The sequence below is a fragment of the Nguyenibacter sp. L1 genome (assembly GCF_035199985.1).
Taxonomy (GTDB): Bacteria; Pseudomonadota; Alphaproteobacteria; order Acetobacterales; family Acetobacteraceae; genus Gluconacetobacter; species Gluconacetobacter vanlangensis.
The window spans coordinates 1,996,574-2,021,678 of sequence record NZ_CP127015.1 but is presented as its reverse complement, the minus strand read 5'-3'; the positions used below and the strand labels follow the sequence as shown (position 1 = coordinate 2,021,678).

General features: G+C 65.0%; 21 protein-coding genes. 4 read left to right on the top strand and 17 right to left on the bottom strand.

Going from position 1 to position 25,105, the window contains the following annotated elements:
* Nucleotides 1-14: 14 nt before the first annotated feature.
* The 5 genes from QN315_RS09125 to QN315_RS09105 form a co-directional block, all read right to left on the bottom strand.
* A complete protein-coding gene (locus tag QN315_RS09125; RefSeq protein WP_323993149.1) occupies nt 15-1,094 on the bottom strand; it encodes a flagellin in 1,080 nt (359 codons plus the stop codon).
* Between the two features lie 20 nt (nt 1,095-1,114).
* Complete coding sequence (flgK, locus tag QN315_RS09120) at nt 1,115-2,692, bottom strand: flagellar hook-associated protein FlgK (protein ID WP_323993148.1); 1,578 nt, start codon at nt 2,690-2,692, stop codon at nt 1,115-1,117.
* Between the two features lie 159 nt (nt 2,693-2,851).
* Nucleotides 2,852-3,595 carry a flagellar basal-body rod protein FlgF gene (gene flgF, locus QN315_RS09115; protein WP_323993147.1) on the bottom strand — a complete coding sequence of 248 codons (744 nt, stop codon included), beginning with the start codon at nt 3,593-3,595 and terminating at the stop codon, nt 2,852-2,854.
* A 232-nt stretch (nt 3,596-3,827) separates the two neighbouring features.
* Nucleotides 3,828-4,235 carry a flagellar basal body rod protein FlgC gene (flgC, locus tag QN315_RS09110; RefSeq protein ID WP_323993146.1) on the bottom strand — a complete coding sequence of 136 codons (408 nt, stop codon included), beginning with the start codon at nt 4,233-4,235 and terminating at the stop codon, nt 3,828-3,830.
* A 16-nt stretch (nt 4,236-4,251) separates the two neighbouring features.
* Nucleotides 4,252-4,665 (bottom strand): flagellar basal body protein, encoded by a 414-nt coding sequence (locus QN315_RS09105; RefSeq protein WP_176638992.1) that lies wholly within the window; start codon nt 4,663-4,665, stop codon nt 4,252-4,254.
* Between the two features lie 182 nt (nt 4,666-4,847).
* On the opposite strand from QN315_RS09105, the gene QN315_RS09100 reads away from it, so the two are divergent.
* Nucleotides 4,848-5,630: a prepilin peptidase gene (locus QN315_RS09100; protein ID WP_323993145.1), complete on the top strand. Its 783-nt coding sequence runs from the start codon at nt 4,848-4,850 to the stop codon at nt 5,628-5,630.
* Nucleotides 5,631-5,705: 75 nt separating this feature from the next.
* On the opposite strand, the gene QN315_RS09095 is transcribed toward QN315_RS09100, so the two are convergent.
* Together QN315_RS09095 and QN315_RS09090 are read right to left on the bottom strand one after the other, a co-directional pair.
* Nucleotides 5,706-8,324, bottom strand: a complete 2,619-nt coding sequence (locus QN315_RS09095; protein WP_323993143.1) for a hypothetical protein — start codon at nt 8,322-8,324, stop codon at nt 5,706-5,708.
* 117 nt (nt 8,325-8,441) lie between these two features.
* On the bottom strand, nt 8,442-8,771 hold the full coding sequence (locus QN315_RS09090) for a hypothetical protein (protein WP_323993142.1): 330 nt from the start codon (nt 8,769-8,771) through the stop codon (nt 8,442-8,444).
* Nucleotides 8,772-9,223: 452 nt separating this feature from the next.
* Between QN315_RS09090 and QN315_RS09085 the strand changes: the two genes are divergently transcribed.
* Nucleotides 9,224-9,928 carry a response regulator transcription factor gene (locus tag QN315_RS09085; protein WP_246285338.1) on the top strand — a complete coding sequence of 235 codons (705 nt, stop codon included), beginning with the start codon at nt 9,224-9,226 and terminating at the stop codon, nt 9,926-9,928.
* Nucleotides 9,929-10,004: 76 nt separating this feature from the next.
* Here QN315_RS09085 and QN315_RS09080 read toward each other — a convergent pair whose 3' ends face one another.
* The 9 genes from QN315_RS09080 to flhA form a co-directional block, all read right to left on the bottom strand.
* Entirely contained in the window at nt 10,005-10,754 is a 750-nt protein-coding gene (locus QN315_RS09080; RefSeq protein WP_323993140.1) for a flagellar hook capping FlgD N-terminal domain-containing protein, read from the bottom strand.
* Between the two features lie 39 nt (nt 10,755-10,793).
* Nucleotides 10,794-12,818, bottom strand: coding sequence for a hypothetical protein (locus tag QN315_RS09075; protein ID WP_323993138.1), 2,025 nt, complete (start codon nt 12,816-12,818; stop codon nt 10,794-10,796).
* Between the two features lie 63 nt (nt 12,819-12,881).
* Nucleotides 12,882-13,742, bottom strand: a complete 861-nt coding sequence (gene motA / locus QN315_RS09070; protein WP_323993137.1) for a flagellar motor stator protein MotA — start codon at nt 13,740-13,742, stop codon at nt 12,882-12,884.
* On the bottom strand, nt 13,743-14,759 hold the full coding sequence (locus tag QN315_RS09065) for a flagellar motor protein MotB (RefSeq protein WP_323993135.1): 1,017 nt from the start codon (nt 14,757-14,759) through the stop codon (nt 13,743-13,745).
* Nucleotides 14,760-14,776: 17 nt separating this feature from the next.
* Nucleotides 14,777-15,541, bottom strand: a complete 765-nt coding sequence (locus QN315_RS09060) for a hypothetical protein (RefSeq protein ID WP_176638673.1) — start codon at nt 15,539-15,541, stop codon at nt 14,777-14,779.
* A 168-nt stretch (nt 15,542-15,709) separates the two neighbouring features.
* Complete coding sequence (locus QN315_RS09055; RefSeq protein ID WP_323993133.1) at nt 15,710-16,135, bottom strand: hypothetical protein; 426 nt, start codon at nt 16,133-16,135, stop codon at nt 15,710-15,712.
* On the bottom strand, nt 16,135-17,520 hold the full coding sequence (locus QN315_RS09050) for a FliI/YscN family ATPase (protein ID WP_323993339.1): 1,386 nt from the start codon (nt 17,518-17,520) through the stop codon (nt 16,135-16,137). Before QN315_RS09050 ends, QN315_RS09055 begins: the two co-directional genes overlap by 1 nt.
* 132 nt (nt 17,521-17,652) lie before the next feature.
* Nucleotides 17,653-18,486, bottom strand: a complete 834-nt coding sequence (locus QN315_RS09045; protein ID WP_323993131.1) for a DUF1217 domain-containing protein — start codon at nt 18,484-18,486, stop codon at nt 17,653-17,655.
* A gap of 164 nt (nt 18,487-18,650) precedes the next feature.
* The gene (flhA, locus tag QN315_RS09040) at nt 18,651-21,032 is read right to left on the bottom strand and encodes a flagellar biosynthesis protein FlhA (RefSeq protein ID WP_323993130.1); all 2,382 of its coding nucleotides are present in this window, start codon (nt 21,030-21,032) and stop codon (nt 18,651-18,653) included.
* A 17-nt stretch (nt 21,033-21,049) separates the two neighbouring features.
* Here flhA and QN315_RS09035 point away from each other — a divergent pair, with 17 nt between their 5' ends.
* On the top strand, nt 21,050-22,621 hold the full coding sequence (locus QN315_RS09035) for a glycosyltransferase (protein ID WP_323993128.1): 1,572 nt from the start codon (nt 21,050-21,052) through the stop codon (nt 22,619-22,621).
* A gap of 35 nt (nt 22,622-22,656) precedes the next feature.
* Here QN315_RS09035 and QN315_RS09030 read toward each other — a convergent pair whose 3' ends face one another.
* A complete protein-coding gene (locus QN315_RS09030; protein WP_323993126.1) occupies nt 22,657-23,583 on the bottom strand; it encodes a lytic transglycosylase domain-containing protein in 927 nt (308 codons plus the stop codon).
* A gap of 455 nt (nt 23,584-24,038) precedes the next feature.
* On the opposite strand from QN315_RS09030, the gene QN315_RS09025 reads away from it, so the two are divergent.
* Nucleotides 24,039-25,085 (top strand): flagellar basal body P-ring protein FlgI, encoded by a 1,047-nt coding sequence (locus QN315_RS09025; protein WP_323993337.1) that lies wholly within the window; start codon nt 24,039-24,041, stop codon nt 25,083-25,085.
* The last annotated feature ends 20 nt before the right edge of the window (nt 25,086-25,105 follow it).

Below are 25,105 nucleotides of genomic sequence, written 5' to 3'. Positions count from 1 at the left end.
CCGAACCGGCATAGTCAGATATAATTTGCCAATGTCATATTTTTCATGTCGGAAACCAGGATGTACGAGGCTTCAAGCCGCGTATTGAGTTCGGACGTCTCCGTGGCAACCGACGCAATATCGGCGTCTCTGGCATTCGAAAGCTGGGTCGTCAGCATCGACTGCACGCTGGTAAGCAGCGTCGATTGTGATGTCAGGCCATCCTGGGTCACGCCGACCGTCGATTCCATGTCCGTAAGCTGGCCGATCGTGGTCGTGAGCGATGCGTTAAGCTGATTGACCAGATCCGAAAAACCGCTTGTCGAAGGCGACATGTTCTTCATTGACGACATGATCATCATGTCGCGCATCAGGTCCCGGATCGGCGATCCCGTGGATGTCGAGGACGCCGAGGACGTGGCCGTGCCCTGTGTCGCAACGATGCCGACGGCTATCGATGAATTATCGCCCGTTACGACCGATCGCTGAAGGCCGGCGGCCGCGCCGGGCGAGACGGAGAGCGATGGCGAAAAAACCGAGAGCGACGGGTCGCTCGCGGCGGTCGTGGCATCGGCCATGACCGACGATGCGCCGGCCGAGCCGAGTGTGCCGACGATGCTGGAGATCTGTGCCGCGAGCGCGCTGTTCGCAAGCGGCATATTGCCGTTGATCGGGGGCGTGTTGGAATCGTTTCCGGAAAAGACATAGCCGGATCCGCTGGACGTGTTGAGAACGGATTGCAGCTCGGTCAGGGTGCTGGCCGCCTGCGCCGCAACGGACGTCACCGCACCGGGGGACGTCGTGCCGGAAATGCCCACCAGGCTCGTGGCCATCGACTGAGCCTGCGAGACAAGCTGCGTCAGGGCCGTGGCCGTGACGGTCAGGTTGGTCTGCGCATTCGTGATATTGGCCTGCCAGGCGCCGACCTGGGTGATCTGCGGCGTGAGACTGATGGCGGTCGATCGCGTCGAACCAAGTCCCGCATAGGTTTCAGAAAGCGTGCCGGCAGACGTTTCCCACGAGAGCGTTTCGTTCTCCAGGTTCATGTCCTTGATGCCGGAAGACAGGATAAGAGAGGCGCCGGCATCGCCATACTGACCGATCGTCGTACTCATCAGCTTTGCTCCGAGCCTGTTTAATTGATGGCATCCAGAAGCGCCGTAAACATGCTTTGTACGGCAGAGACTACTTTTGCGTTGGCGGTATAGGCATTTTGCAAGGCCACGACCTTGGACATTTCGTCGTCCACGTTGACGCCGGACACGTTGGAAACGCTTGTCTGCAATGTTGTCTGGACCGAGGTGGCGGACGTCAGGTTATCGCTCGCGGTCGAGATCGTCGCGCCCTGGGCCGAGGTCAGCGTCGTGGCCAGTGCAAGCAGCCCCTGGTTGCCATTATAGCCCGTTGATTGGCTGCCGTCCGGCCCCAGGCCGCTCGACGGCGCGGCAAGACCCGCGCTTTGGCTGACATCGTTGGAATCGGTTCCGAACGCCTGGCTGAGAACGTTCGTGATGATGGTCGTATCGCCGGTCGTCGTCGCACCGGTCGTGCCGTTGGTCGTGGTCGTGAGCAATGACGGCGTGTCGGCATATATCCGGCTGACGCCGATCGCCGACGACAGCCCCACGATACCGTTGGGCGTCTCCTGCGTCGGATTGGAAGATTGGGGTACGGTCGTGCCGGTTGCGTCCGTGCCGTTCGTGAACAGCGAGAGACCCGCGTTGTTGAAACGATTGATGAGTGTGTAGGAAAACGAGTCCAGTTGCGCCTGCATCTGCGGATAGGTGTCGTCGCGCAGCGTGATGTTGGCGCCCAGCGTGCCGCCGGTCAGATGCGCGGTGACGTCCGTTCCGGCCAGCATGATGCCGGGGATCGTCGAACCGGCGTTGCCGGCGGCATAATACATGCCCGACGTGACGGTGGCGTCGGATGTGCTCAATGGCCAGGTGGAACTCGGAAGAGTTTCCGAACTGTCATTCCCGCCGATCTGGTCGGGGCGGGTCGGAAGTTCCGTTCCGTCCGCGGTTCGGACGATCATGTCGCCGTTCGCGGTCGTGGAAAACGTGACCGAAAGTTGAGAGGACAGGTCGGACATGATTCCCAGGCGCTGGTTCTCGAGATCGGCCGTGTCCGATCCGATGGCCTTGAGGTTCATGATCTGCTTGGACAAAACGCCAATCTGCGTGAGGTCGGAATTGACCGAGGACACGGTCGAGGCGACATTGTCTTGCGCGGTCTGGCGCTGGCTCGCATATGTCGTGGACAGCGTATGGATCGCGGTCGTCAAGGATTGCGCGTTCGAGATCACGGTCGATTGCGAGGCGCTGTCCAGGGGATTGGCGGTCAGTTCCGTAAGGGCGTTCTGCACATTGCCCAGATCATCGGAAAGCGTGTTCGTGCTGCCGGAATCCGACGATGTCGAGCCCTGGACGGCGGACACCGCGGCAAGCGAATTGCTCATCGTCGAATAGGATGCGACCTGGGCATTCTGACCGTACAGGGCCGATTGCAGCGCCTGGTTGATGCTCAGTTGCGTCGCGCCGATCCTGACGCCGTTTCTCAGGCCGCCCGGCACGTCGGACGATATCGTGGCCGTTTCGCTCACATACCCTGCCGTGCCCGAGTTCGAAACGTTCTGCGAGGTGACGGACAGTTCGGATTCGATCGCGTTCAGTCCGCTGGTGGCGATCGATAGAGATGAGATCAGATCCATACGCACAGTCCCCGCGTGCAAAGCCACCGTCTCTGTCGACCTCCATGCCGCCGCCTGAAGCCGGGCGGACATCGACGAGGATTTCGAGGGTTTGCTATAGATGAATGGTTTCTAAAAGGTTACGAGACGCGGCATTGAGGATCCCGGGCATCCGCCTGATCAGGACATCGGTTCGGCCGTAATCTTGTCGATCGCGTTCATGTTGCGTGTCGACTCGGTCTGTAGAAGCTGGAATGTCAGGTCATAGTCGCGCTGGATCTCGACCAGTTTCGTTGTTTCGGAAACCGGGTTGACGTTGCTCGACTCCAGCATGCCCTGCCGTATTTCCGGCCGGGCCACCGCATGTGTCCGCGCCGTCGGTCTCAGCAGGTAATTGCCTTCGGGCACCAGGGTCTGAAGATTGTCGACCGTAACCAGCCCGATAGTTCCGACCATGCCGTTTTCGGTCGATATGGTGCCATCCGACGCGACGGACAGAACATCATCCTGCTGCTGGAGAACCAGGTGTCTTCCGTTATTGTCCAGTATGGGGTTTCCCGACCCGTCAACGACCGTTCCATCCAGGCGGCGATGGAACTGGCCATTGCGCGTCAGCCTGATTCCCTGTGTCGTGCGAACGGTAAAATAGCCTTCGCCATTGATGGCGAAATCGGTCGGATTGCCCGTCTGTCGCAGGGCGCCCTGCAGATGGTCCTGATAGGTCGCCTTGTCCTGCGTGTACGCTTCGTCCTTCTCTCCGGCCGGCGTGTGGACGTCGTTCTGATGAACGAGATATTCGGAAAAAAGCTGCCGCGTCGCCTTGTATCCGTCGGTATTGGCGTTGGCGAGGTTGTTGGCGGTCACGTCCAGGGCACGCGTCAGGACGTCGATGCGGGACAGGGCAATATATGTCGTATTGTCCAATGTCTCTCTCCAGAAGGAATCGGGCCCGGCCGGATCCGGTAAAGGTATCCGGCAAAGACATATGGCCGCACATTTCCGCTATCCAGCAGAAGACTAACGGATTGCCTGCGAAACGGCAACATGCGCCGCCGACGGGCACAAGACACGGCCGCCGGCACAAAAGCGCGTTTCAGCCCTCTCGAATCGGGAAATTTTCAGACCGCCCGGCAGGCCCGGCCCGGCGCGCGACCGGCTACTTCATCAGGTTGACGGTACGGGTCAGCATAGAGCGCGTGATCTGCATGGTGTTGAGATTGGCTTCATACGCATGCTGCGCCTCATGCGTATCCATGATCTCGACCATCGTGTTGACATTGGGCATCTTGACCAGGCCCGCGGAGTCCGCGGCGGGATGCGAGGGATCGTACCGCGTCTGGAAGGGTGTCTGGTCCTGCCCGATTTCCTTGATCGCCACGCTGGAAACCCCGGACTCGTGGTTCAGGACCTCCTGGAAGGTAATCGTCTTTCGCCGATAGGGATCCGCCCCCGGGGTCGAGCCCGTGGTATCCGCGTTGGCCAGGTTTTCCGCCGCGACATGCAGCCGCTCGGCCTGCGCGCGCATTCCGGCGGCGGAGACGCCCAAACTGTCCGAAAAATCCATATCTCAACTCTCGCGGTCAGGACGAGGTGCCAAGGGCTGTGGAAAACATCGACATATATACGCTGTAGGCATTCGTCGCGAGACGCTGCTGGTCTTCCGTGTTCGCCACCTTTTCCAATTCGTCCTCAATCCTGACCTCGTTCCCGTCCGGCGAGGCCGAGCCGCCCATCCGGTCCGCCTTGCCGGCGCCCCCATGTCCGGGCAGGTGGCCTGGCTCGGTCTGCGCCAGCGTCATGGCCATCTGGTTTTGCAGGACCCCCTGAAATGGAGCGATATCCTTTGGTACGTAACCCGGGGTGCTGGCGTTGGCCACATTGCCGGCAAGAACGGATTCGCGGGTCTGAAGCCATTGCAGGCGGCGCGCGGCCAGATCGAGCACATCGGTCCCGCCATTGACCGGCGACACCTGGGATGACAATGCTTCCAGCATGCGATGTCAGTTCCCTTCCGTTCTCTGCCGGTGCCTGTACTTGCGACGCGTCCGTCTTTATACAGCGATGGCGATGTCTGAATAGCCTGTGGCGGCGATGATAACCATAGTTTTTTCGGCGTTGCGCGCCCGCAACTGAATCCCGGTCGTGGATGAACGGCAACTGGATGTGGAAATCCGATATGGGCGACTGGCTCCTGTCCATTGCGGCAATGGCGGGCATGGTCATATGGAGCCTTCTGGTGCGCGACGGCCGGATATCTCTCGCCGGCTTCGGGGTGGCGCTCTGGTTTCCCATCTCGATCGGGCTGTATCGGGTCCTGCTGCGCTGGTTGCCGATGATCGGCGGGGTCTATGCCTGTCCCGTGCGGGCAACATCGCAGCAGCAGCGGGAAATAACCGCTGGATGCCTTCTGACCGCCGCGTTTTCCATGCTGTGCCTGGCCTGCATGCCGGCGCCGATCGCCGCGGCGAATATCCTCGCGCTCAACTTTGCCTGCCTGGCGGCGCTGTTCGACAGGATCGCGGGCTGGCTGCCCAATCATGTTCTCATCCCCATGCTTCTGGCAGGCTTGCTGGCCGGTGCCCTGCGGGGCGGCGCGAACGCGGCGATCCTGGGTGCCGCGGCGTCCTGGGGGGCGGCGGTCCTGGCCCTTCTGTTCCTCTCCGTGTCGCTTCGGGCCAACCTCCTGTCCGGCGACGATATCGCCATGGCGGCCGCCTGCGGCGCCTGGGTCGGGATCGGGGACCTGTCGATCTTTCTTTCGGTGACCGGGTTTCTCTACTGGGCGTCATGTGTCGCCGTGCGTCATGTCCGGGCCCCGGATTGGGGCCGCCTCGACGGCCCTGAGCGGATACGGATGCAACCGACCGGGCCGTCATTCGCGCTCGGCCTGGCGATAACGCTGCTCCTGCACGGCGTCCCGGGCCTGCCGAACTGGGTGTATCGTATCGCGGCCCATTGAACCGCGCAGCGCGCACGCAGCGCGCGGGCCGGGGCGGCCCTGCTCCCGACAATCAGACAGGCGACAATCGGAACATCACAGGGCGGACGGCATCTGCGCATCGGCCAGCGCGCTGTCCGTTCGCCGCGTCAGCAGCCTGAACATGCGCGCGCCGTCGCCTTCCATCGGTCTGTCTCCGATCCGGTTGGCAATCCAGTCCAGCATGGGGCGATCGGCGGCCCGCGAGGCATCCGAGGCCAGCCGAAGGGCAAGGATCTGCTGGTCCGGCGTCAGGGGGCCGGCTTGCGGAATGGTCGCCTCGGCCAGCTTGCGCACATCCCCGGCCGCCGCCGCCCATTCGCCTTTCCCTTCGTGAATACGCGCCGTGATATCGAGGGAGGCCGCATCCATGTCGCCGCGCAGGACGGACAATGCCTTGGCCCGGTTGCCCGTCGCCAGGGCGATCCGCGCCGCGATCCTGCGTCTGGTCGCCTTGACGTCGTCCGACAGCCCCTGGTCATCCGTGGCCGTCAGGGCGTCCATCGCATCCTGCGGGCGTTTTCTGTCGATGTCCGCGTTCGCCAGCCCGGCCCCCGCCAGGGCGCGGACATCCGGAGACTCGAGCATCGGGATCGCATCGGAAAAAGCCTGGGCCGCATCGTCCGACAGCCCCAGGGCAAGCAGCATCTTGCCATAGGCCACCAGGATCTCGCCCTTCCGCACGCCCGGCGGCAGGTCGGACCGATGCGCCTTCAGCATGGCGGCGTCATGCAGCAGGCTGTCCGGACCCGCGCCCTGCGTCCCGATGTCCTGCGTCCCGGTGTCGGCAATCCCCGCCAGGGCCTGGAAGAGCAGCGGTGCGGCCGCGCTCTCTGATGCGGCGTCCGGGCCCGCCCGGGCAGCGTCTATGGCCGTCAGCGCCTCGTTCCATCGATGCATCCGCAGATCGGCATCGGCCTGCAGCAGGCGCAGCGCCGCGTCCCGGCCCGCCAGCCGCGCATCCGGAAGCAGGGACCCAAAGGCGGCGACCGCCCCATCGGGGGTGATACGGCCATCGGCAAGGTCGAGCGAGATCCTCTGCTCGGAGGCCTTCTCGGCGACGACCGGGTCCCTGTCATCGGCGAGTGTCCGGAATGCCGCATAGGCACGATCGCGCTGGCCGAAGCGCAATTGCCCGAACGCGGCCCCGAGCCGATATGCCGGACCGGGCGGCAGGTCGTCCAGGGCGACGATGTCGCCCTGCGATCCGTAGCGGCCGATTTCCTCCGCCGCCATCGGCAAGACCATATCCCGTACCGGACCGGGATAAGCCCTGAGCCTGGCGAAATCTTCTGCAAGGAGATGCGCCGCTTCCGCCTCATGCCCGCCCGATGCGGCGAGATACAGGCCGCGCCAGACCTGCGTCGCGCGCTGCTGGCCGTCCGGCCAGGGACCGCCGAGGCCCGCGGCGCCTTGGGTGTTTCCGCACAGCAATTCCGAAGCCGCCAGAAGGAATCCGACCCCCGGCAGAGCCGATTCTTCCGGATCGTCCTGAAGGGCGACCGTCAGGATACCGCGCGCTTCCACGAACGAACCGAGGCTGAAGGCGGCCTTCGCCGCATCCAGGCGGCGCGCGAAACGATGCGCGGGGTCCGAATCCGCGGCGGCAAGAAGCGCATCGTGATAGCGTTTCGCAAGCCTGCTCACCGGCAGGTCCAGCAATCCAAGCCATTTCAGGTCGACATCGCTGGCATAGACCGCCGCGCCGCGATCGGGAATGGGCTTGCCGTCCCCGCTCAGAAGGGCGCCCTCGGGCTCCGCCCGCATGCCGATATCCGGAGACCGCGCCGCGACGACCACGCCCTCGGCCGTCGGCCATACGTCGTACCCGTCGCCTTCCCGCAGCGAGAGTATGCCGCCGTCATCCATGGTGGAGGTGCCGACGAGCAGCCGGTCCCTGGATGCGGGGTCCGAGATCGACAGGACGCGGCCGGGCCGGCGCATCGGATACAGGATCCCGTCCTCGACCGGGCGCGGATTGATCATCCGCCGGTCCGCGTAATCGTCTCCCGGCGGCGGCTTGTCGCCCAGCACCCATCCTTCCGCCTGCTGCGAAAGATACAGGCGTCGCGTGTCCGGAAGGCGCACCTGTATCAGGGTCGCGTCCGGAAGGGTCCTGACGGTAAGCGTCGAGAAGATGCCGTCCCCGCGTATGGCGCTGGTATCCATCGGCTCCGCGTTGTCGACCACGATGATGAACCGGTCGCCGCTGTGGAACGCGGCGATGCCCATGTGCGGCGGCACCGGGATCAGGATGCGATCCGCGGACGGCGCAGCCTGACGGGCGCCTTGCGCTTCGGACAGGGAAGTCCGTGCGGATGCCCGCTGCGGCGCCTCCTTGCCGGACCCCGTTCCGGCGACCTTGCCGCCCGCCTGCATCTCCGCGGCCGCGGGGGGCGTGTCCAGGATCGTCGCCGTCCATGCGGGCGGCAATCCCTTGAGTAATGCCGCATCCGACAGGCCATCATCCTGCGACGGCGCAGGCGGCGCGTCCGGCGCGGGGGCAAAAGAGGGTGTGCCCCGGTCGGACGGACGGGGCGTGTTCGGCTTGCCGTGGTGCCGGGCGGATACATGTCTGCCCGCTGCCATGACGGGCGTGATGGCGCAGCAGGACAGAAGCACAAGGCCCGAAAGCGCGACGCAGCGTCTCACGCGGGGCGTTCTGCTGAAAGGCACGTGTTTTTGAATCCTGGTGGGGTCATATCCCGTCCGTCAAACCGGGCAAACCGGAAAACCCGCGCGGGTCGGGCCGGAGGCCCGGCCGCATGATGATCTATCCGGCACGGATGCCGATCAGGCAAAGAGGTCGACAGCACTCGCTTCGGCGGATTCAGCCTTGTGTGCCGTTCCGGTGGGGATGATCTGCCCCGTCGCATCAAACCGCATGGCGGAGGAAGAGCCGTCAATGCCCTTGGACACGACATTGATGCCGGTCGCCGCCGCATGGTCCGGCCGCGAATTGCGGTACGCCGCATGCGAATGCGTCACCGTCGCCTGGCGGATGCTGGATGCGAGCGCCGAAGCGGCCGTGGTATCTGCCATTATGTCATCCTTCACTGCGGAGAAACGGAGAAAAAACATCGCCCGGCAATGCGGCGCACGTGGATCGGGTGGCAACAGCATGTCGGCGCGACATCTTCCGTTTCCGGGATGCATGTCAAGTCAACCAATCATGCCAATGTCACGACCAAACTATACTCTGCCAGTTTATGGGACGGGTATGGCTTCGCCAAGGTGTTTTTTGGCATCCGGGTCTTGCCTTCCATCCCCAACGGGCCGAGTATCCATGTCGATGCTGTTGCCGAGTGCCCGGAGATGCCTTTGATCCGGCATCATCAAAGGGTTTTTTAGAAGGTGGCTCCCATTCTGGCCTTGACCGAAGGTTGACGTCCCGGAGCCTCGATAGGAGGGATACGGGACAAATATAGTCCCCTATTTCTTTCGCGGCGAGCTGCCGTGCCTTTATACATGGATGCAAGATGCGCGTACTCTGTATTGGCGAAAGCGCGGCTTATGGTGGAAGACCGTGCGAAGGACTGTCGAAGGCTGCGCTCGAGGGCTCTGTCTCAATAACGATGTCGGGACCCGCGGGCGTCGTGGAAACATTGCGCCGCTCGCATTACGACATCGTGGTCGTTCAGCAGGCGGCGCCGGACGTAAAGCTGCTGCGCCACATACGCAACAGCCGCATTCCGACGCCGGTGATGATCGTCGCCCAGAATACGACCCCCGCGGCCGTCGCCGATGTCCTGTCCGTTGGCGCCGACGATTGCGTGCTGGCTTCGGCCGATCCCAGGGAATTGCTGGCCCGGCTTCGCGCCATCGTCCGGCGGGTCAGCGGGCATGACAGCCTCACCCTGCATATCGGCCGGCTGACGGTCGGGATCGACCGGCGGGAAGTCCATATCGACGACAAGCTGGTTCCCCTGACCCGCAGGGAATATGACCTTTTCGGACTGCTCGCGCTGCGAAAGACCCAGGTATTGAGCAAGGAGACGGTTCTGGACAGTCTCTATGCCGGGGAAAGCGAGCCGTACGGCAAGGTCATCGACGTCATGATCTGCAAGATCCGCAAGAAAATACGCGCCTTCGGTATTGACGAGCCCTTCACCACATTATGGGGGATCGGCTATCGCCTCAACGAGGATGCCTTCGCCCCGCTGGGTTCCAGGATGGACAGCGCCGAAGGCAGGGGCGTTCAGGCGGCGAAGGAATCCTGCATTCCCGTGATGTCGGGGATCAACATCCTGGCGCCCGTGGCGGCACTGGACATCGCATAGCATTGTCCGCGACGGCGGCATCGGGAATGTCGATGCCGGCCCCCCTCCGGAACGTGGCCGCCCCAGACAAGGCGGATTACGAGCCGGTGCCGCCTGTCCCCGAGGACAGGTTCGTGATGTCGGACATCGGGATATTCGCGCTGCCCATTTCGGCTTCCATGTCGGACGCGCCCTTCGTCATGCCGGTGATGGTGCCGGTGACGGTGAACGGCACGTCGGACGTGGTGCCCGAGGAGCCGATGGTTTCGACCGACACGTTATAGGCGCCGTCCGACAATTGGTTGCCGTTATTGTCCGTTCCGTTCCAGGTCCATGTGTTGGTGCCGCTGCCGGCCGTCATGACGGCATCCTTGACGATCGTGCCAGAGGCGTTGGCCACGGCGATGGCGACCGTTTCTCCCGGGCTTCCCGAGAAACTCAGCGAGGCGGAACCGCTCTGCAGCGGCAATGTCGTCGTGTTCGCGGTTGCCGTCTTGCCGACCAGGCTGGAGTCGGTGCTCAACTGGCCGTCCTCATTCAGCGAAATCAGCGACGACAGATTCGAGTTCGTCTCGACCTGCTGCTCCACTCCTGCGAACTGCGCGAGTTCCGACGTAAAGGTGTCGGTGTTCATCGGGCTGCTCGGGTCCTGGTTTTTCAGCTGCGTCGTCAGCAGGGTCAGAAAAGTGGTGTAATTGTCGGCAAGCGAGGACAAGGCGGATGTGGAAAGGCTGCCCGAGCCTGAACTGCCGGTGCCCCCGGAAGCGGACGATGCCGCCGAACTCTTGGCGGCCGATTCCGCCGCCTGGATAAGCTTGGCCTCATTGCTGATGGTTGGCGTGGTCATCGGCCTTTTTCCTTCTCGTCTTCGCGATTGCCGTTCAGGTCACGCGGTAATGTTGATGCCGCTGCCGGCATATGGTCCGACCGACCTTGCCGGGCCGGCACGGCTCTGATCGTCGGCATCGGCACGTCCCGGCACAGGGACCATGCCGCCGCTCCAGCCGCCACCGCCGTACGCGTGCTGTCCGCCTTGTCCGGAGCCGCCTCCCGGCATGCTTCCCGAAAAATTCCCACCGAACATGCTCTCTCCGCCCGAGTCCCGCCCTTGGTTGCCCGCCCCGTCATGGCCGGCGGCGACGACGTCGATTTTCAGGTTGTGCACGTCTATGCCGGCGGCGTCGAGTGCGGCGACCAGTTCATGCCTGTTGTCGGCAAGATGGCGCGCCGTGACGTCGTCGTCGCTCTGGAGAACCACGCCGGTGGCAATCCCGTCGGCGCCGTCGACCCGCACATGCACGGGGGCGGAATCGCCGGTCAGAACCGTCAGGGACAGAGAACTCGACCCGTCGGCTGACCGTGACAGCACGGGTGACGAGACAGTCTGGGCGCCCGTATCGATATTTCCGTCAAGCGGATTCCTGGTCTGGACGGACTGCGTTGCCGACGTCCTGTCATCCAGCGCGGCGGCGAACGCGGCGGAGAGCGGCGTTTCGAAAGGAAGACGGATCGCGTTCGTCGTCGGGATGTCTGCCTGCCGGCTTGCTCCGCCCTGATTGCCCCCGCCCTGATCGCCGCCGCCTTGATTGCCGCCGCCCTGGCCGCCGGACAGGCTAGGATTGCCGGCCACGCCGTTCTGCCTGACAGGCTGGGTGGCAGCCCCGGCCGCACCGTCCGCCGAAGGCGCCGCAGCGGCATATGTCGAGGATGCGAACGGGGCGGACGCCCGGGACGGCGATGCCGGCCCATGACGATCCTGCTGGCCCGATGCAATTGCGGGGCCGGCCTGGGGCGTCGCGGGCGCCGCGACTGCGCTGCCTGCGACGGCGCCGCCGGGCAGGCTTCCGGCCAGGACGGACTGTGTCCCCGACATCTTGCCATCCGGCACGACGGCGGGCGAGCCGAATGGCGAGGTTTCGAAAGAGGGACGAATTTCGCCCGCCGAATATCCTCCGCCCTGGTCGCCGCCGGACGGCGGCATGGCCGGATCTTTCGCCAAGCTTGCCGGCTGCGAGGGGAATGTCGGCGTTGCGGGCGGCCCCGATGCGTGTGCGGCGTCCAATCCCGGGGCGCCGATGTCCGCGATGCGGATTGCCTGAACCTGCCGACCGGCGGTCGGTTCGCCTTCGGCGCCGGACAGCGCAACCGGCAGGGCGGAGGACAGCCCCTGCGCCGATGTCGCTGCCGGGGGCTGCGTCATGTCCGCGGGCGCGGCCTCCGCCACGATGCCGGCCAGGCTGACGCCTCCGGCCGGGGAATCGCCGGATGATACGCTCCCCGCTGCCTGCGGGGACGCGCCCGTTCCCGCAGGCGTCTCGCCGCCGGTCGCTCCTGGGGTGGAAGACAGGTTCTGCAGGGAGGCGACCATCTGGGTCAGCACGACGGCCAGCAGGTTCTGGGGCGCCAGGTTCGCATCCGTGACGTTGGCCGAGGCGGCAGGGGGACTGGATCGGTCCTTGCCCGACTTGCCCGCGGACTGGGTGCCTGCGGACGGGGTGCCCATGGATGGAGTGGAAAGGGCGACGGCCGCAGGTTGCGCCGTCTGCATGGGACCGGCATCCTCGGCGGTCGAGGCAACGAGCACGGCGCTGTCCGTACTCGCCGGCTTGCCGGCACCGCGATCGGTCACGGGGCCACGGGCGGATTTAGGCCCGGCTTCTGGGGCGGCTTCCGGCGCAGGGTCGCCGGTCACCCTGCCGTCTTCCTGCGATCCGTCATCCTGCGCCTGGCTGGCGTTCTTGAGGATCGCGCTGAAAAATCCCCGTTGCTCGGCGGCCCTTTTTCCCGCGGCGGACGCCGGGGCGCCGGTCGCCGCCGGCTTCCGGGACGGCGCGATCAGCGGCACGCCGGGCGAAGACGAGTCCTGAACCTGCTCTGCCATGGTCGAGGCTTTCGCCACCGTAATGCCCATCAGACGCCCCGTGTTTCGCCCCTGCCCGCGCCGCCGCCCCGGTTGGTCAGGCCCGTCCGAGAATTACGACGATACGGACAATGCCGTATCGAGTTCGCTGAACGACGGCATGAAGGCGTGCGGAATGTCCTTGCGCCCGATTTCCGCACTGACCTGGGGCGGACTGCCCTGAAGATGTGCCACGAAGACGATCCTGATGATGTCCTGATAGCGACCATCCTGCTTTACCACATCCCGCATCCGCGCCGCCAGAGGCGCCACGACGCCATAGGACAGCAGCACGCCGAGAAACGTGCCGACAAGGGCGCCGGCGATCATTTCGCCCAGAACGGCCGGCGGCATGTTGATCGAGGCCATCGTCTTGATGACGCCAAGAACCGCGGCCACGATGCCCAGGGCCGGCAACGCGTCCGCGATGCTTTGCAGGCATTCGGAAATATGCAGCTTCTCGGTCAGGTTTTTCTTCAGCTCGCGGGCCATCACTTCGTCAAGCTGATAGGCATCGTCCGTATTGAGGCTGATGAGCCGGAGATAATCGCAAATCAGGTTGCGCGTTTCCGCATCGTCGCGGATCTTGGGGGCCTGCGCGAAGATGCTGCTTTCACCCGGATTCTCGACATGCTCTTCCAGGGCCATGGTCCCCCGCGCATGGGCCAGGCGCGTGAACCTGAACAGCGTGACGAGCAGGTCGGTATAGGCCGCCTTGTCGTAACGGGGCCCCTTGAGCGCCAGTTTCAGGTCGCCCGGAAGCTGCTTGAGCGCCTGCTTGGAATTCGCCATCACGAATATGCCGACGGCGGCGCCCAGAATGGTCACCAGTTCGAAGGGCATCGATGCGATCAGCGGGGCCAGCCCGCCCCCCGATGCCACGAACGAGCCGAAGACGCAGAGCAGCGCAAAGACCAGGCCCCCAACGAAAAGCATTCAGTCGTCTCCGTTTTCATTCATGTGCGCCGCGCCGGATGCGCCTTCGGTCCCGGCGGGGCTGACATACCGCCTGTGCATGACGATCACGACCCGCCTGTTTCCCGCGGCGGACGGGTCGGAGGGCACGGCCGGATTTCTGTCCGCGGCGCCGGACACATCAAGAATTTTTCCGTCCGGATAGCCGGCCCGCACGAGGATTTCCCTGGCATGATCCGCTCTCAGCGCCGACAGGGTCCAGTTGGACATGCGCCATGCCCCGCCGACGCGATAGGCCGCGGCATCGGTATAGCCGATGATGGAAATGCGTTCGGGCATCGGGGCAAGCCACTTCGCGATCTCAGCCAGCATCCGCGTGCCCAGGCGGTTGGGCGCGGGTGCCCCCGAATCGAACATCGGGGTATCGCTCGCGTCCCGCAATTCGATCCGGACATCGTCCCGCCCGATCTGAACGGAGAGGTTGGACGCAGCGCCGCGAAGTTCGCCATCGTTGCGGATCGCCTGGTCCAGGCCCGAGACCATGCGCGCGATCCCGGCCTGTTCGGCCGCCGCATCGTCCGCGCCGACATTGCCCGGGCGTTGCGCGGAACCGCTGTCCGGCCCGCCGATCGGCACGATGCTGGCCGGTCTCGCAGTCAGCAGCGTTCCGGCGCCACGGGAGATGTCGTCGGCAGGGCCGCTCTGATTCGACGCGGCGGGATTCGGCGCCGCCGACGTCTTGCCATCCTTGACGCGCCTGACCGAACGCCCCGTCGTCAGGGGCGATGGCGGCACATCAAGCATGGAATCCGTCGGCTGTACGTGGGTGTCCTTGTCGGCCATGGGATTGAAGAACTGCGCAATGCCCCTGCGCTGCTCATCCGTCGTCGCGTTGAGCAGCCACATGACGAGGAAGAAGGACATCATGGCCGTCATGAAGTCGGCATAGGCGATCTTCCACGCGCCGCCATGGCGGTCGTGCGTCTCCGAATCGTCGCTGCGCCTGATGACGAGGTGTCGTCTGTCGTTTCTTGCCATGTGGAGCGGCCGTGGCCTCACGCGCTCTTATGGCGGACCATGCCGACGCGGCATGACGGGTTCCCCCGAAATGCGGCGCGTCCGGCATGGGTCAGGGACAGCGACGTATCCAGCCAGACCTCGCCCCCGATTTCCCGCCAGCGGCGGCAGAAGGTGAAATCCTCGCTAAGATACGTGCCGCTTTCCGGATCGATGCTGCCGTCGAACAGCGCATGGTACGGGCTGCCGTCCCCGCCGCCTGCCGCATCGATCCGCCGGTATGCCGTTTCGGGATAGTGCTTGATCATCATGGCGATGGCCTTGCGGCTGATCATCATGAACCCCGTGCCGGCGTAATGCGTCCGCAGGAGCGGCCCCTTCTCCCATGTCTGATGCATGGCGTCGGTCTCCCCGACATAGCGCAGCGAGGCCGTTTCCTGCGCTTCGCCGCGCAGGATGTTTTCCTGGGTGCCCTTGTCCCAGAATCGTTCCTTGATCGGATACAGGCCGGCGATCAGATCCTTGTCCGCCGCCAGAAGCCGCGCCGGCGCTTCGGCCGGAAATCCGATATCGGCATCGACGAAAAGAATGTGCGTGGCGTCCGAGCGCGTGAAGAACTGATGGACGAGCGTATTGCGCGCCCGGCTGATCATCGCGTCGTCGCCGAGCAGGGAAAGCGTCATCGGAATCCGCATGACGCTGGTGCACGCGATGACGGATTCCATGTATTCCTGCGTGACCAGCCCCCCGAAACATGGCGTGGCAATAAAGATTTTCGGGGTCGGTTGCTCTGTCTGTTGCATGCGTTTCCTAGCCGCTCATGTCCGTGGGGACGATCGGATCGTATCCGGCACGATCACATTCCGGCCCTGGTCCACAGCGATAGCCGGGGCCTGCCACTTTCTCAAGGATGAAACATGATCCAAAGGCGGGGTCATCCCCTTGGTCGGACGGCAGATGCGCACGAAGGCTCAGCCCGCGGCCACACGGCCGCGCCGTGACAGGTCGTCGATCTCGGCCTGTTCCCGCCGGGTGCGCATTTCCTTTTCTTCCTCCAGCCGTTTGTCCAGGATGGCCTCCGCCGCCTTCAGCGCGGCGTTGGCCCGCATAAGGGCTTCCCGCGTCTGATCCGACGCGCACCGGGCCGCATGCAGCATCGTCTCGGCGGATGCGACGGCCTCCCGCCCGGCGGGCAGCCAGAGACGGAAATCATCCGATGAAACCTGCCCAACCAATGTCTCGCGCCGTTCGGTTTCAATGGCTGCCCGCCTGGCTTCCAGTCGGCCGAGCGCCGCATGTTCCTCGGCCAGCATCCGGGCCAATGCGGCTTTCGCCTGATCGACTTCCGTCTTGCGAAGCCGGATCAACGCCTGCAATGCGCGTGCCCGGGCCTCCATCACGACGTCTCGGGCGTGAGGACGCCGCGCAGGGCGTGAAAGCTTTCGGCAATCGTGGCCTTCTCGCCACGCGACTGCTTCAGAATCTCTTCGATGGCGGGCGCGACGCGGATGGCCCTGTCGGCCCGGGCATCGTTTCCGGTCCGATAGGCGCCGAGACGAACCATGTCCTGAATGTCGTCCCAGGTCGAAAGATCGGCGCGCGCGTCCTGGACCAGCGCGTTCTCCTCGGCCGCATTGCAACCGGGAACGGTGCGCGAGAGAGAGCGCAGGACATTGACCGCCGGATATCGTCCGGCTTCGGCGATGCGACGCTCCAGGACGACATGCCCGTCCAGAATGCCGCGCACCGCATCGGCCACCGGCTCGTTATGGTCGTCGCCTTCCACAAGAACGGAGAACATGGCCGTGATCTGGCCTGCCCGCCGCTTACGCCCCCGATCGTCAAGCCCCCGCTCGTCAAGTCCGGGCCCCGCCCGCTCCAGCAGCCGGGGCAGTTCGGCGAAAACGCTCGGCGGATACCCCCTGGTCGCGGGCGGTTCGCCCGAGGACAGGCCGATCTCGCGCAATGCCTGGCAGAAGCGGGTCACGCTGTCCATCAGCATCAGGACGGACTTGCCCTGGTCCCTGAAATATTCCGCGGCGGCCATCGCTGCATAGGCCGCTTCCCGGCGCATCAGCGGCGAGGTGTCGGACGTGGCGACCACGACGACCGATTTGGCCAGCCCTTCGGGGCCAAGATCGTCCTCCACGAACTCCCTGACTTCCCGTCCCCGTTCGCCCACCAGCGCGATGACGGCGACATCGCAGTCCGTATTGCGGGCCAGCATGCCCATCAGGGTGGATTTGCCGACACCCGAACCGGCGAACAGGCCCAGCCTCTGGCCCTCCCGGCAGGTCGTGAAGAGATTGAGCGCCCGGATTCCCAGATCGATGCGCGGACCGAGGCGGGCGCGGAGTGCCGCCTCGGGCGGCGGCGCGCGCAGCCGCCTTGGTTCTCCGCCCGGGGCAAGCGGCCCCTTGCCGTCGATCGGGCGGCCCATGGGATCGATCACCCGCCCTTGCCAGGACGCGTTGATGGTCAGGGTGCCGCCCGCGCGGCGTCTCCTCTGCTCCTGGTCGAACAGCCGGAACGTGGCCCGGCATCCCGAACCGATGCCCTCCAGCGATCCGTACGGCATGGCAATGGCGGTGTCTCCGCGAAAGGCGACGATCTCGGCTTCCGTCTCGCGCCCGTCCAGTCCCGCGATGCTGACGCGGTCGCCCACTCCGGTAAAGTCCCGCATCCCGCTGAGAGAAACCGAAAGACCGGACAATCCCGTTACGCGGCCCTCCAGAAGGCCCACGGGAACGTCATGCCACGGTTCGGCGACAGCCGCGCGCAGCGCGCTCAGAATGCCGGGTATCGCGGCAAGGTCGCCCGAACGGGGCGGCGGCGCGGGCCGATCCCTCGTTTCGGCGGCCTGCATGCCACCAGCGCCGTGCGGATCGGTCATGTCGGCGCGCGCGGCCGGCCTTTAGAGCAGGCCGGAATAGAGATCTCCCGGCGACGATGACGAACCGTCGACGCCGAACAGCGCGACGATGCCCTGATCGCCGGTGTCTCCGCCAAACAGATCCATCATGGTCGCCGGCGTGTCCGGCGTCTGCGGATTGATCTGCAGCAGGGCGAGATATTGCTCCGCATATTGCTGAATTTCCTTGGGGGTCGAAAGCTTCGTCAGATCGACCTTGTTTTTCAGCATGCTGACCTGCTGGTCGTAACTCAGCGCCCCGAATTGATCGGGATCATAGCCGGAAACCGTCTCCACGACCTTCAGAAGGGTGGGGTCGGACATCAGTTGGGGCAGGGACGTGACGCCGCTCATCTTGCGGGTGAAATACAGCGCGTTGCCGATGCCGTCATCCTGGTTGGCGGTGCTGTTCTCGTACTGGCTTTCCTCGAACTGCGACACGATCGAATTGATCATGTCCGACGTGAAGGGCGTGGCGCTCGCCGAGCCCTTGTTCTGGCCCCAGGTCTGGAAGGCATCGGCAAAGGCCAGCCATGTCGCATTGTCGGATTTCTTGGCCAGCGACGACGCAGACGTCGGATCCTGCGTCAGCAGGTCCTTGATCACCGCCGTCTCGCCGGAAATCGAGCCGAGCCCATAGGCGCCCAGCACCACCTGCAGCACCGAATAATTCTTCAGCAGGCCGTCGGCCGACGTGATCGACGCCGCCTGCTCCTTGAAGGTGGTCACCTCCCGCGAGGTCGTGCCATCCATTTTCGCGTAATTTTCCGCGGCCGATTCCTCGTCCTTGACGGCGGTAATATACGTCGTGACCGGAGAGACATTGGTGATGGCCATCAGCCCATTCCTCGATATCTTGCCGCGACGCGCAGAGCACGACCTGATTGCGTATCGGGCCAGTAAATGGCCTTCCCACGCGTCAGTTCTATAGGGGCTTCTCACGTAAAACAAGGCACGGCGGAATGAAAAGGGGCGGATGCGACCCTCCGCCGGCCCGGCCGTCACGTGATCGTCGCGACCGTCTTGATCCGCGCGCGCGGATATATTTCAGATTGCGAGAGGACCGATATCGTCGGGCGCACGCGCTCCACGATCGACCGCATGGACTCCCGGACCGGTGTCGAAACGACCACGACGGGCACCTCGCCGCTTGACGAGACGGTGTTGAAGGCTTCGCGAAGTTTCGCGACGAACCGGCTCAGCAGGGTGGGCGGCATGGCCAGGCGCCGCTCGTCCCCCTGTCCGGTGATATGGGCCAGGAACTCGGATTCCCATTCCGGCGACAGCGTGATCATGGGGATATATCCCGCCGGTCCCGTCAAGCTGTTGCAGATTTGCCGGGACAGGCGGACACGCACATGGCTGGTCAGGTTCTGCACGCCGCGCAGGCCCTGGCCGGCGCCTTCCTGGATGCTTTCCAGAATGGTCGGTAGGTCGCGGATCGAGACGCGCTCGGCCAGAAGGGACTGCAGGACACGCTGGACGGTGCTCAGCGTCACCTGCGACGGAATCAGGTCGCTGACCAGTTTCTGCTGCTCCCGCGGAAGGTCGTCCAGAAGCGCCTGGGTGGCCACATAGGTCAGAAGATCGGGCAGGTTCTGCCTGACCAGTTCGCTCAGATGCGTCACGATGACGCTGGCCGGATCGACGACGGTGCATTTCAACGCGGCGGCCTTGGCCTTCAGCGCCGGATCGATCCACACCGCGGGCAGGCCGAATGCCGGTTCCGTCGCCTTGTCGCCGGGAAGGGGCGGGGTACTGCCGGACGGACTCATGGCCATCATCTTCCCGGGTTTCACGTCACCCGCTCCGATCTCTATTTCCTTCAGCTTGATCACATAGCGATCCGTCGGCAGCAGGATATTGTCCTGTATCCTGACGGGCGGCGTCACAAATCCCATTTCGGTGGCGATCGTCCTGCGCAGCGCCTTGATCTGTTCGGTCAGTTGGGCGTTTTCGCCGCTGGTCAGCGGCAGCAGGCCGAAGCCGAGTTCGAGACGCAGAAGATCGAGTCTGAGGACGTCGGAAATCGGCGCCGACGCCGGCGGGGCCGCGGTCTCGGTCACGTCTCCGTCCGTATCCTTGGCGGGCGCCTTGTGGCGCCACCACGCCCCGGCGCCGGCCAGGGCGGCGATCAGGAGAAACGGAAGCGCGGGCAGGCCGGGCATGAAGGCAAAGCAGGCCGAAAGGGCCGCCGCCAAGGCCAACGGCTTGGGATTGCCGCCGAGCTGACGGACCAGCGTGACGTCCGCCGAGCCATCCGTGCCGCCTTTCGTCACGACGATACCGGCGGCGGTCGACACCAGCAGGGCCGGAATCTGCGAGACCAGGCCGTCACCCACCGTCAGGGTCGTGAACGTGCTGGCGGCCTCGCTCAGCGGCATGTCGTGCCGCAGCACGCCGATGGCGAGGCCGCCGACGATGTTGATGACCGTAATGATGATTCCGGCGATCGCATCGCCGCGAACGAATTTGGCGGCCCCGTCCATCGCGCCGTAGAAGGCGCTTTCCTCTTCGAGTTCCTTGCGCTTCCGGCGCGCCGCCCGATCGTTGATCGCGCCCGAGGACAGGTCGGCGTCGATCGCCATCTGCTTGCCGGGCATCGAGTCGAGGAAGAAGCGCGCGGCCACCTCGGCAATGCGCCCCGAGCCTTTGGTGATGACCATGAAGTTCACCACCAGCAGGATGCAGAACACGATCCCGCCGATCACGACGTCGCCCCCCATCAGAAAGCCGCCGAACGCGGCCACCACATGGCCGGCGGCATAGATCCCGGCACTGCCGTGGCTCAGAATCAGGCGCGTGGTCGCGATTTCGAGCGACAGGCGCAACAGGGTCGTCAGCAGCAGCAGGGTGGGGAACGACGTGAAATCCAGCGGCCGCTCGAGGAACAGCGCCACCATCAGGACAAGCACGGACGCGGTGATCGACAGCGACAATCCGGCATCGAGAATGAATGTCGGCAGCGGAATGATCAGGATGGACAGGAACAGCAGAACGCCGAGCGCAAGGCCGACATCCGTTCCCGGGATCAGCGACCGCCAGGGCAGGTTCTTCCAGCCGTCGCCGCGCAGCAGGCCGGCCGATTGCGAGAAATTGCGTGAAACCGACGAAATCTTCTGCCGCGCGGCGGCGGTCCGTTCCGCCAGCCTGCCGTCGCCCGGTTTTTTTACCGTAACGCCTTTGGCGGTGTCCAAGATGCCACGTTTCCTTTCGCGTGCCTTTGCGACACGGTGCTCCCGGCGCAATCCGCCGCGCGGGCCGCAACCGGCTTGGCCGTTCTCCTGCGCATTGCATGGGTCGATTTCTGGGGCGATAAGTACCGTCATAGGCGGCTTTGAGCAAGGCGGGAAAGCGTGGCCCGGGGCACCGCAGAGCGACATGCACGACAGGAATTGAGATGCAGGACACCGTAACGGCCGGCGCGGACGCAATCGATCAGCCTCTGAACGTCGAGATCTGGAAGGCGGCCCTGCTGCGGTCGCCGACTCCGACCGGTCTGATCCAGGTCTGCGATGCCCTGTTCGACCAGCGGCAGGCGCTCGATGGTACGCGCCTGGTTCTCGAAGTGGTCTTCCAGCACCTCGATGACTGGCTGCTCAGTCTCGCCGGGGCGACGGTGATCCTGCGGCACACGACCTGCTACGACATCGTGGAGACCCTGTTGCGCAACGTGCTGCGGAACCAGCCGGACAACGTGCCGGCCCAGGCGTTCCTGGCCCATATCCGCGTGGCGCAGGGCGATGTCGGGGGGGGATGCGCGCGCTTTTCCGAACTGATGCTGCGCTATCCCGCCGAGCAGGCCAATCTGTGCGAATATATCTCCATGTCGCTGCTCGAGGCCGGATATCCTCTCGAAGGCCTCAAGATCCTGGCGGCCCATCTCGACGGCGGGGACATGACGGCGGCGCTTCTCAACAATGTGGGCTGCGCCCTCGAACGCCTGAACCGCTCGGCCCAGGCCATCCCCTGGTACGAGAAGGCCCTGGCGCTCGAGCCGAAAAATCCGAAGATCGGGTTCGGATATGCCTGCGCGCTCATCAAGGCCGGGAATCTGCGCGACGGGTGGGCCCGCTATGCCGAGCGCGAGCCGATCATCGACAACAAGGCGGCGTGGTTCCTGTCCCTGCCGCGCCTGCGCCATGGTGACGACGTGCGGGGAAAGAAGATTTTCCTGTATCACGAGCAGGGGCTGGGGGACACGCTCCAGTTCGTCCGTTTCGTGCCCTGGCTGCTGGAAAGGGGGGCGGAGGTGGCCGTCGCGGTACCCCGGCCCCTCGTGCGTCTTCTGGCCCGCTCCTATCCGGGCGTATCCGTCGGGGACGCGCAGGATTTCAGCAAGGAGGACGGCTACAGCTACGCCGCCCCCATCCCCGACCTGCCGTTCATTGCGGGGGTAGCGTCCGAAAGCGACATTCCCGCCGATATTCCCTATCTGCGGGCCGATCCCGCCGACGTCGCCAGGTATGCAGCCGAATTGCCGGCCGGCCGGCCGCGCGTCGGCCTGGTCTGGGCGGGTGACCGGCGGGTGCGGTCCGAGCACGTCATGGCCGACAGGCGCCGTTCGACGACATTGGCGGAAATGGGCGCGGCCCTGTGCCCCGTCGGGGCCACGCTGGTCAACCTCCAGTTCGGCATGCCGCGCGCCGAAATCGCGTCATGGCATGGCCAGGCCCTGTTCGATCCGATGGGCGACGTCCGCGACATGGCCGACACCGCATGCATCATGAAGAATCTCGACCTGGTCATCTCGGTCGATACGTCGCCGCTGCATCTCGCGGGCGCGCTCGGCTGCCCGGTCTGGCTCGTGAGCCGTTGGGATGCCTGCTGGCGCTGGGGGGACGAAGGGACCCGTTCGCCATGGTATCCGAACATGCGCGTGTTCCGCGCGAAAGAAAGATCCTTCGCCCCGGTCCTTCAGGATGTCGGGGCCGCGCTGCGCAACTGGGCGGCGAACTGGAAGACGGGCTGACGGACCCGGGCAGTCACAGCAGGGCAGGGCATCAATCAGCCCGCCGGGGCGGCCAGCGCCACCGGATTGGCGCGGTACGAGGCAAGGGTGCGCCCGCGCATCCCTCCCGCCGCCGGCCTGTGCAGAGAAGGCTCCGAGAAATGCCTGAAGCCCTGGAAGGGATGGAATATCCTGGCAGGGGCTCCCGCCGTCCCGGCATCAGCGGGGGAGGGGGTGGCGGCCAGGACCGTCTGCCGGCCCGCCATGCCGGTCATGGCCGGATGCGCAAAGGGCGGTGCGGACGCGAACGCCGCCTGGCCGTTCCGCCGCAAGGCGTTCTGCGCATCCCGTCCGTCCTGGGGAACCGCCCACGCTTCCAGGACCTTCCACTGATACTGGGTGCCGATACCGGGCGTCTGGGAGTGATAGGCCGCCGCCGCCCGCGGCCAGCTTCCCATCCTGTCATGCATCCGCAGCAGGAAATGACCCGCGTAAAGCGCGTTTTCGCCCGGATCGAACGCCTGGTCGAGAGAGGTAAAGGCGTCCGGATGTTGCTGCAGGTTGATCTGCAGACAGCCGACATCGATCGACAGGATGCCCTGCTGGCGAAACGTCCCGACGGCGGCGACAGCATCGGCCCGCGTCGGGTAGTAGTGGCCGATCCCCGCCGCCGTGACGGTCCATGGCCACGCGGAAATGCTCCCGTCCGGCTCCGGCCGTCCGCTTTCGACGCGGCTCATGGCATCGAGAAACCCATCCGGGATGCGCAGCGCGCGCTCGGCCCGGGCGGCCGCCGTGGCGCACAGCGACGATTCGGGGGACCGGGCGGCAGCCTCCTGCACGGGCTGAAGCAGGATCGCGGCCGCAATCAATACCAGAGAGGGGGCCAAAGAGGGGGCGCGGCAGATGATTGCCCGCTCTTCGCCGGCGGCGTTCCATGGGGGGCCGCAACAGCGGGCCTGGAGATGGATCCGGAGTGTCATGGAGCGTCCCGAACAGGCGTCTCGAACCGCGCCTCATCGTGCGCCACCGGCTGAATTACCCCATCATCATGACGTCTGACAACCGGACCGGCGATACGGGAACATAACGCAGCAATAATGTCCTGCGCGGATCTGATTTTTCCGAAATCGAGAAGAGGACGGCGCGCTTTTTCGGGCCGGTCGGGGCATTGAATGTCATGGCGCGCGCGCGTATTCTGCGCCGCACCACGGCCCGTTCGTGGCATCGCCCATGGAACGAAGCGCAAAGGTAAGCGGATTTTATGGGGAATGACCTCATGGTGGCCGGCCAGTACTGCGGCCGTGCAAGCCGCCGCGACGAAGTGGCCGCCGTCCTTCCCCGTCGCCGGGCCGGAACGTCAGGCCGGCCCCGCCGGATCCTGGCGCTGGCCGCCGCCGCGTTCCTGCTGGCGGGATTGTCTCCGATCTCGTCCGCCATGGCCGCGATGGTCAGGATCAAGGATATTGTCGATTACGAAGGCGTGCGCGACAACCAACTGGTCGGTTACGGCCTCGTCGTCGGCCTGCGCGGCACGGGCGACCGCCTGACCAATACGCTCTTCACGCGCGAAACGCTGATCAGCATGCTCAACCGCCTCGGCGTGAACATTCGCGACCAGGAGGTGCAGCTTCAGACCCATGACGTGGCTGCCGTCATGGTGACGGCCACGCTGCCGCCCTTCGCGCATGGCGGCGGGCATATCGACGTGACCGTGTCCGCCGTCGGCGATGCCCGCGACCTGACGGGCGGCACCCTGCTCGTCACGCCGCTCCAGGCGGCGGACGGCGAGGTCTATGCCGTCGCGCAGGGATCGCTGGTGACCAACGCGTTCGCGGCCGGCGGGGCAGCCGCCACGCTCACGCAGAACATACCGACCAGCGGTCATATCGCCAACGGTGCGGTGGTCGAGCGCGAAGTGCCCGTGACCCTGGGCGCGGGCGGGGTCATCCATCTGTCGCTGCGCAACCCCAATTTCACGACGGCGACCCGGATCGTCCAGGCCATCGACCGCCATGTCGCGCGCGGCCTTGCCCGGGTCGACGACCCGCGCACCATCGCCATCGATCTGTCGGGGCGCGATCCCGCCGAAACCCTCTATCGGATCGGCGACCTTACCGTCGAGCCCGATACGATGGCCAAGGTCATCGTCGATGAGGCCAGCGGGACGATCGTGATGGGCGACAATGTCCGCATCAGCACGGTTGCCATCGCCCAGGGGAATTTGACGATCCAGATCACGGAACTGCCCCAGGCATCCCAACCCGCTCCGTTCTCGAACGGAACGACCGCGATATTGCCCAGGACGCAGATCAACGCCAGTACCGACAATTCGCACCGCCTCGGAATATTGCGCGAGGGGCCGACTCTTGCCAGTCTCGTATCGGGCATGAATGCTCTGGGCATGGGGCCCCGGGACATGATCAGCATCCTGCAGGCCATCAAGGCCGACGGGGCGCTCCAGGCGGATCTCGAGGTCAGGTAGCCGGAACATGAATGTCCAGA

Bases quoted from the DNA above. Each gene is read 5' to 3' on its own strand.
- QN315_RS09125 (WP_323993149.1), bottom strand. From the start codon at position 1,094: ATGAGTACGACGATCGGTCAGTATGGCGATGCCGGCGCCTCTCTTATC.
- flgK (WP_323993148.1), bottom strand. From the start codon at position 2,692: ATGGATCTGATCTCATCTCTATCGATCGCCACCAGCGGACTGAACGCG.
- flgC (WP_323993146.1), bottom strand. From the start codon at position 4,235: ATGGATTTTTCGGACAGTTTGGGCGTCTCCGCCGCCGGAATGCGCGCG.
- QN315_RS09105 (WP_176638992.1), bottom strand. From the start codon at position 4,665: ATGCTGGAAGCATTGTCATCCCAGGTGTCGCCGGTCAATGGCGGGACC.
- QN315_RS09100 (WP_323993145.1), top strand. From the start codon at position 4,848: ATGGGCGACTGGCTCCTGTCCATTGCGGCAATGGCGGGCATGGTCATA.
- QN315_RS09090 (WP_323993142.1), bottom strand. From the start codon at position 8,771: ATGCTGTTGCCACCCGATCCACGTGCGCCGCATTGCCGGGCGATGTTT.
- QN315_RS09085 (WP_246285338.1), top strand. From the start codon at position 9,224: ATGTCGGGACCCGCGGGCGTCGTGGAAACATTGCGCCGCTCGCATTAC.
- QN315_RS09080 (WP_323993140.1), bottom strand. From the start codon at position 10,754: ATGACCACGCCAACCATCAGCAATGAGGCCAAGCTTATCCAGGCGGCG.
- QN315_RS09075 (WP_323993138.1), bottom strand. From the start codon at position 12,818: ATGGGCATTACGGTGGCGAAAGCCTCGACCATGGCAGAGCAGGTTCAG.
- motA (WP_323993137.1), bottom strand. From the start codon at position 13,742: ATGCTTTTCGTTGGGGGCCTGGTCTTTGCGCTGCTCTGCGTCTTCGGC.
- QN315_RS09065 (WP_323993135.1), bottom strand. From the start codon at position 14,759: ATGGCAAGAAACGACAGACGACACCTCGTCATCAGGCGCAGCGACGAT.
- QN315_RS09060 (WP_176638673.1), bottom strand. From the start codon at position 15,541: ATGCAACAGACAGAGCAACCGACCCCGAAAATCTTTATTGCCACGCCA.
- QN315_RS09055 (WP_323993133.1), bottom strand. From the start codon at position 16,135: ATGGAGGCCCGGGCACGCGCATTGCAGGCGTTGATCCGGCTTCGCAAG.
- QN315_RS09045 (WP_323993131.1), bottom strand. From the start codon at position 18,486: ATGGCCATCACCAATGTCTCTCCGGTCACGACGTATATTACCGCCGTC.
- flhA (WP_323993130.1), bottom strand. From the start codon at position 21,032: ATGTCGCTCTGCGGTGCCCCGGGCCACGCTTTCCCGCCTTGCTCAAAG.
- QN315_RS09035 (WP_323993128.1), top strand. From the start codon at position 21,050: ATGCAGGACACCGTAACGGCCGGCGCGGACGCAATCGATCAGCCTCTG.
- QN315_RS09030 (WP_323993126.1), bottom strand. From the start codon at position 23,583: ATGACACTCCGGATCCATCTCCAGGCCCGCTGTTGCGGCCCCCCATGG.
- QN315_RS09025 (WP_323993337.1), top strand. From the start codon at position 24,039: ATGGCCGCGATGGTCAGGATCAAGGATATTGTCGATTACGAAGGCGTG.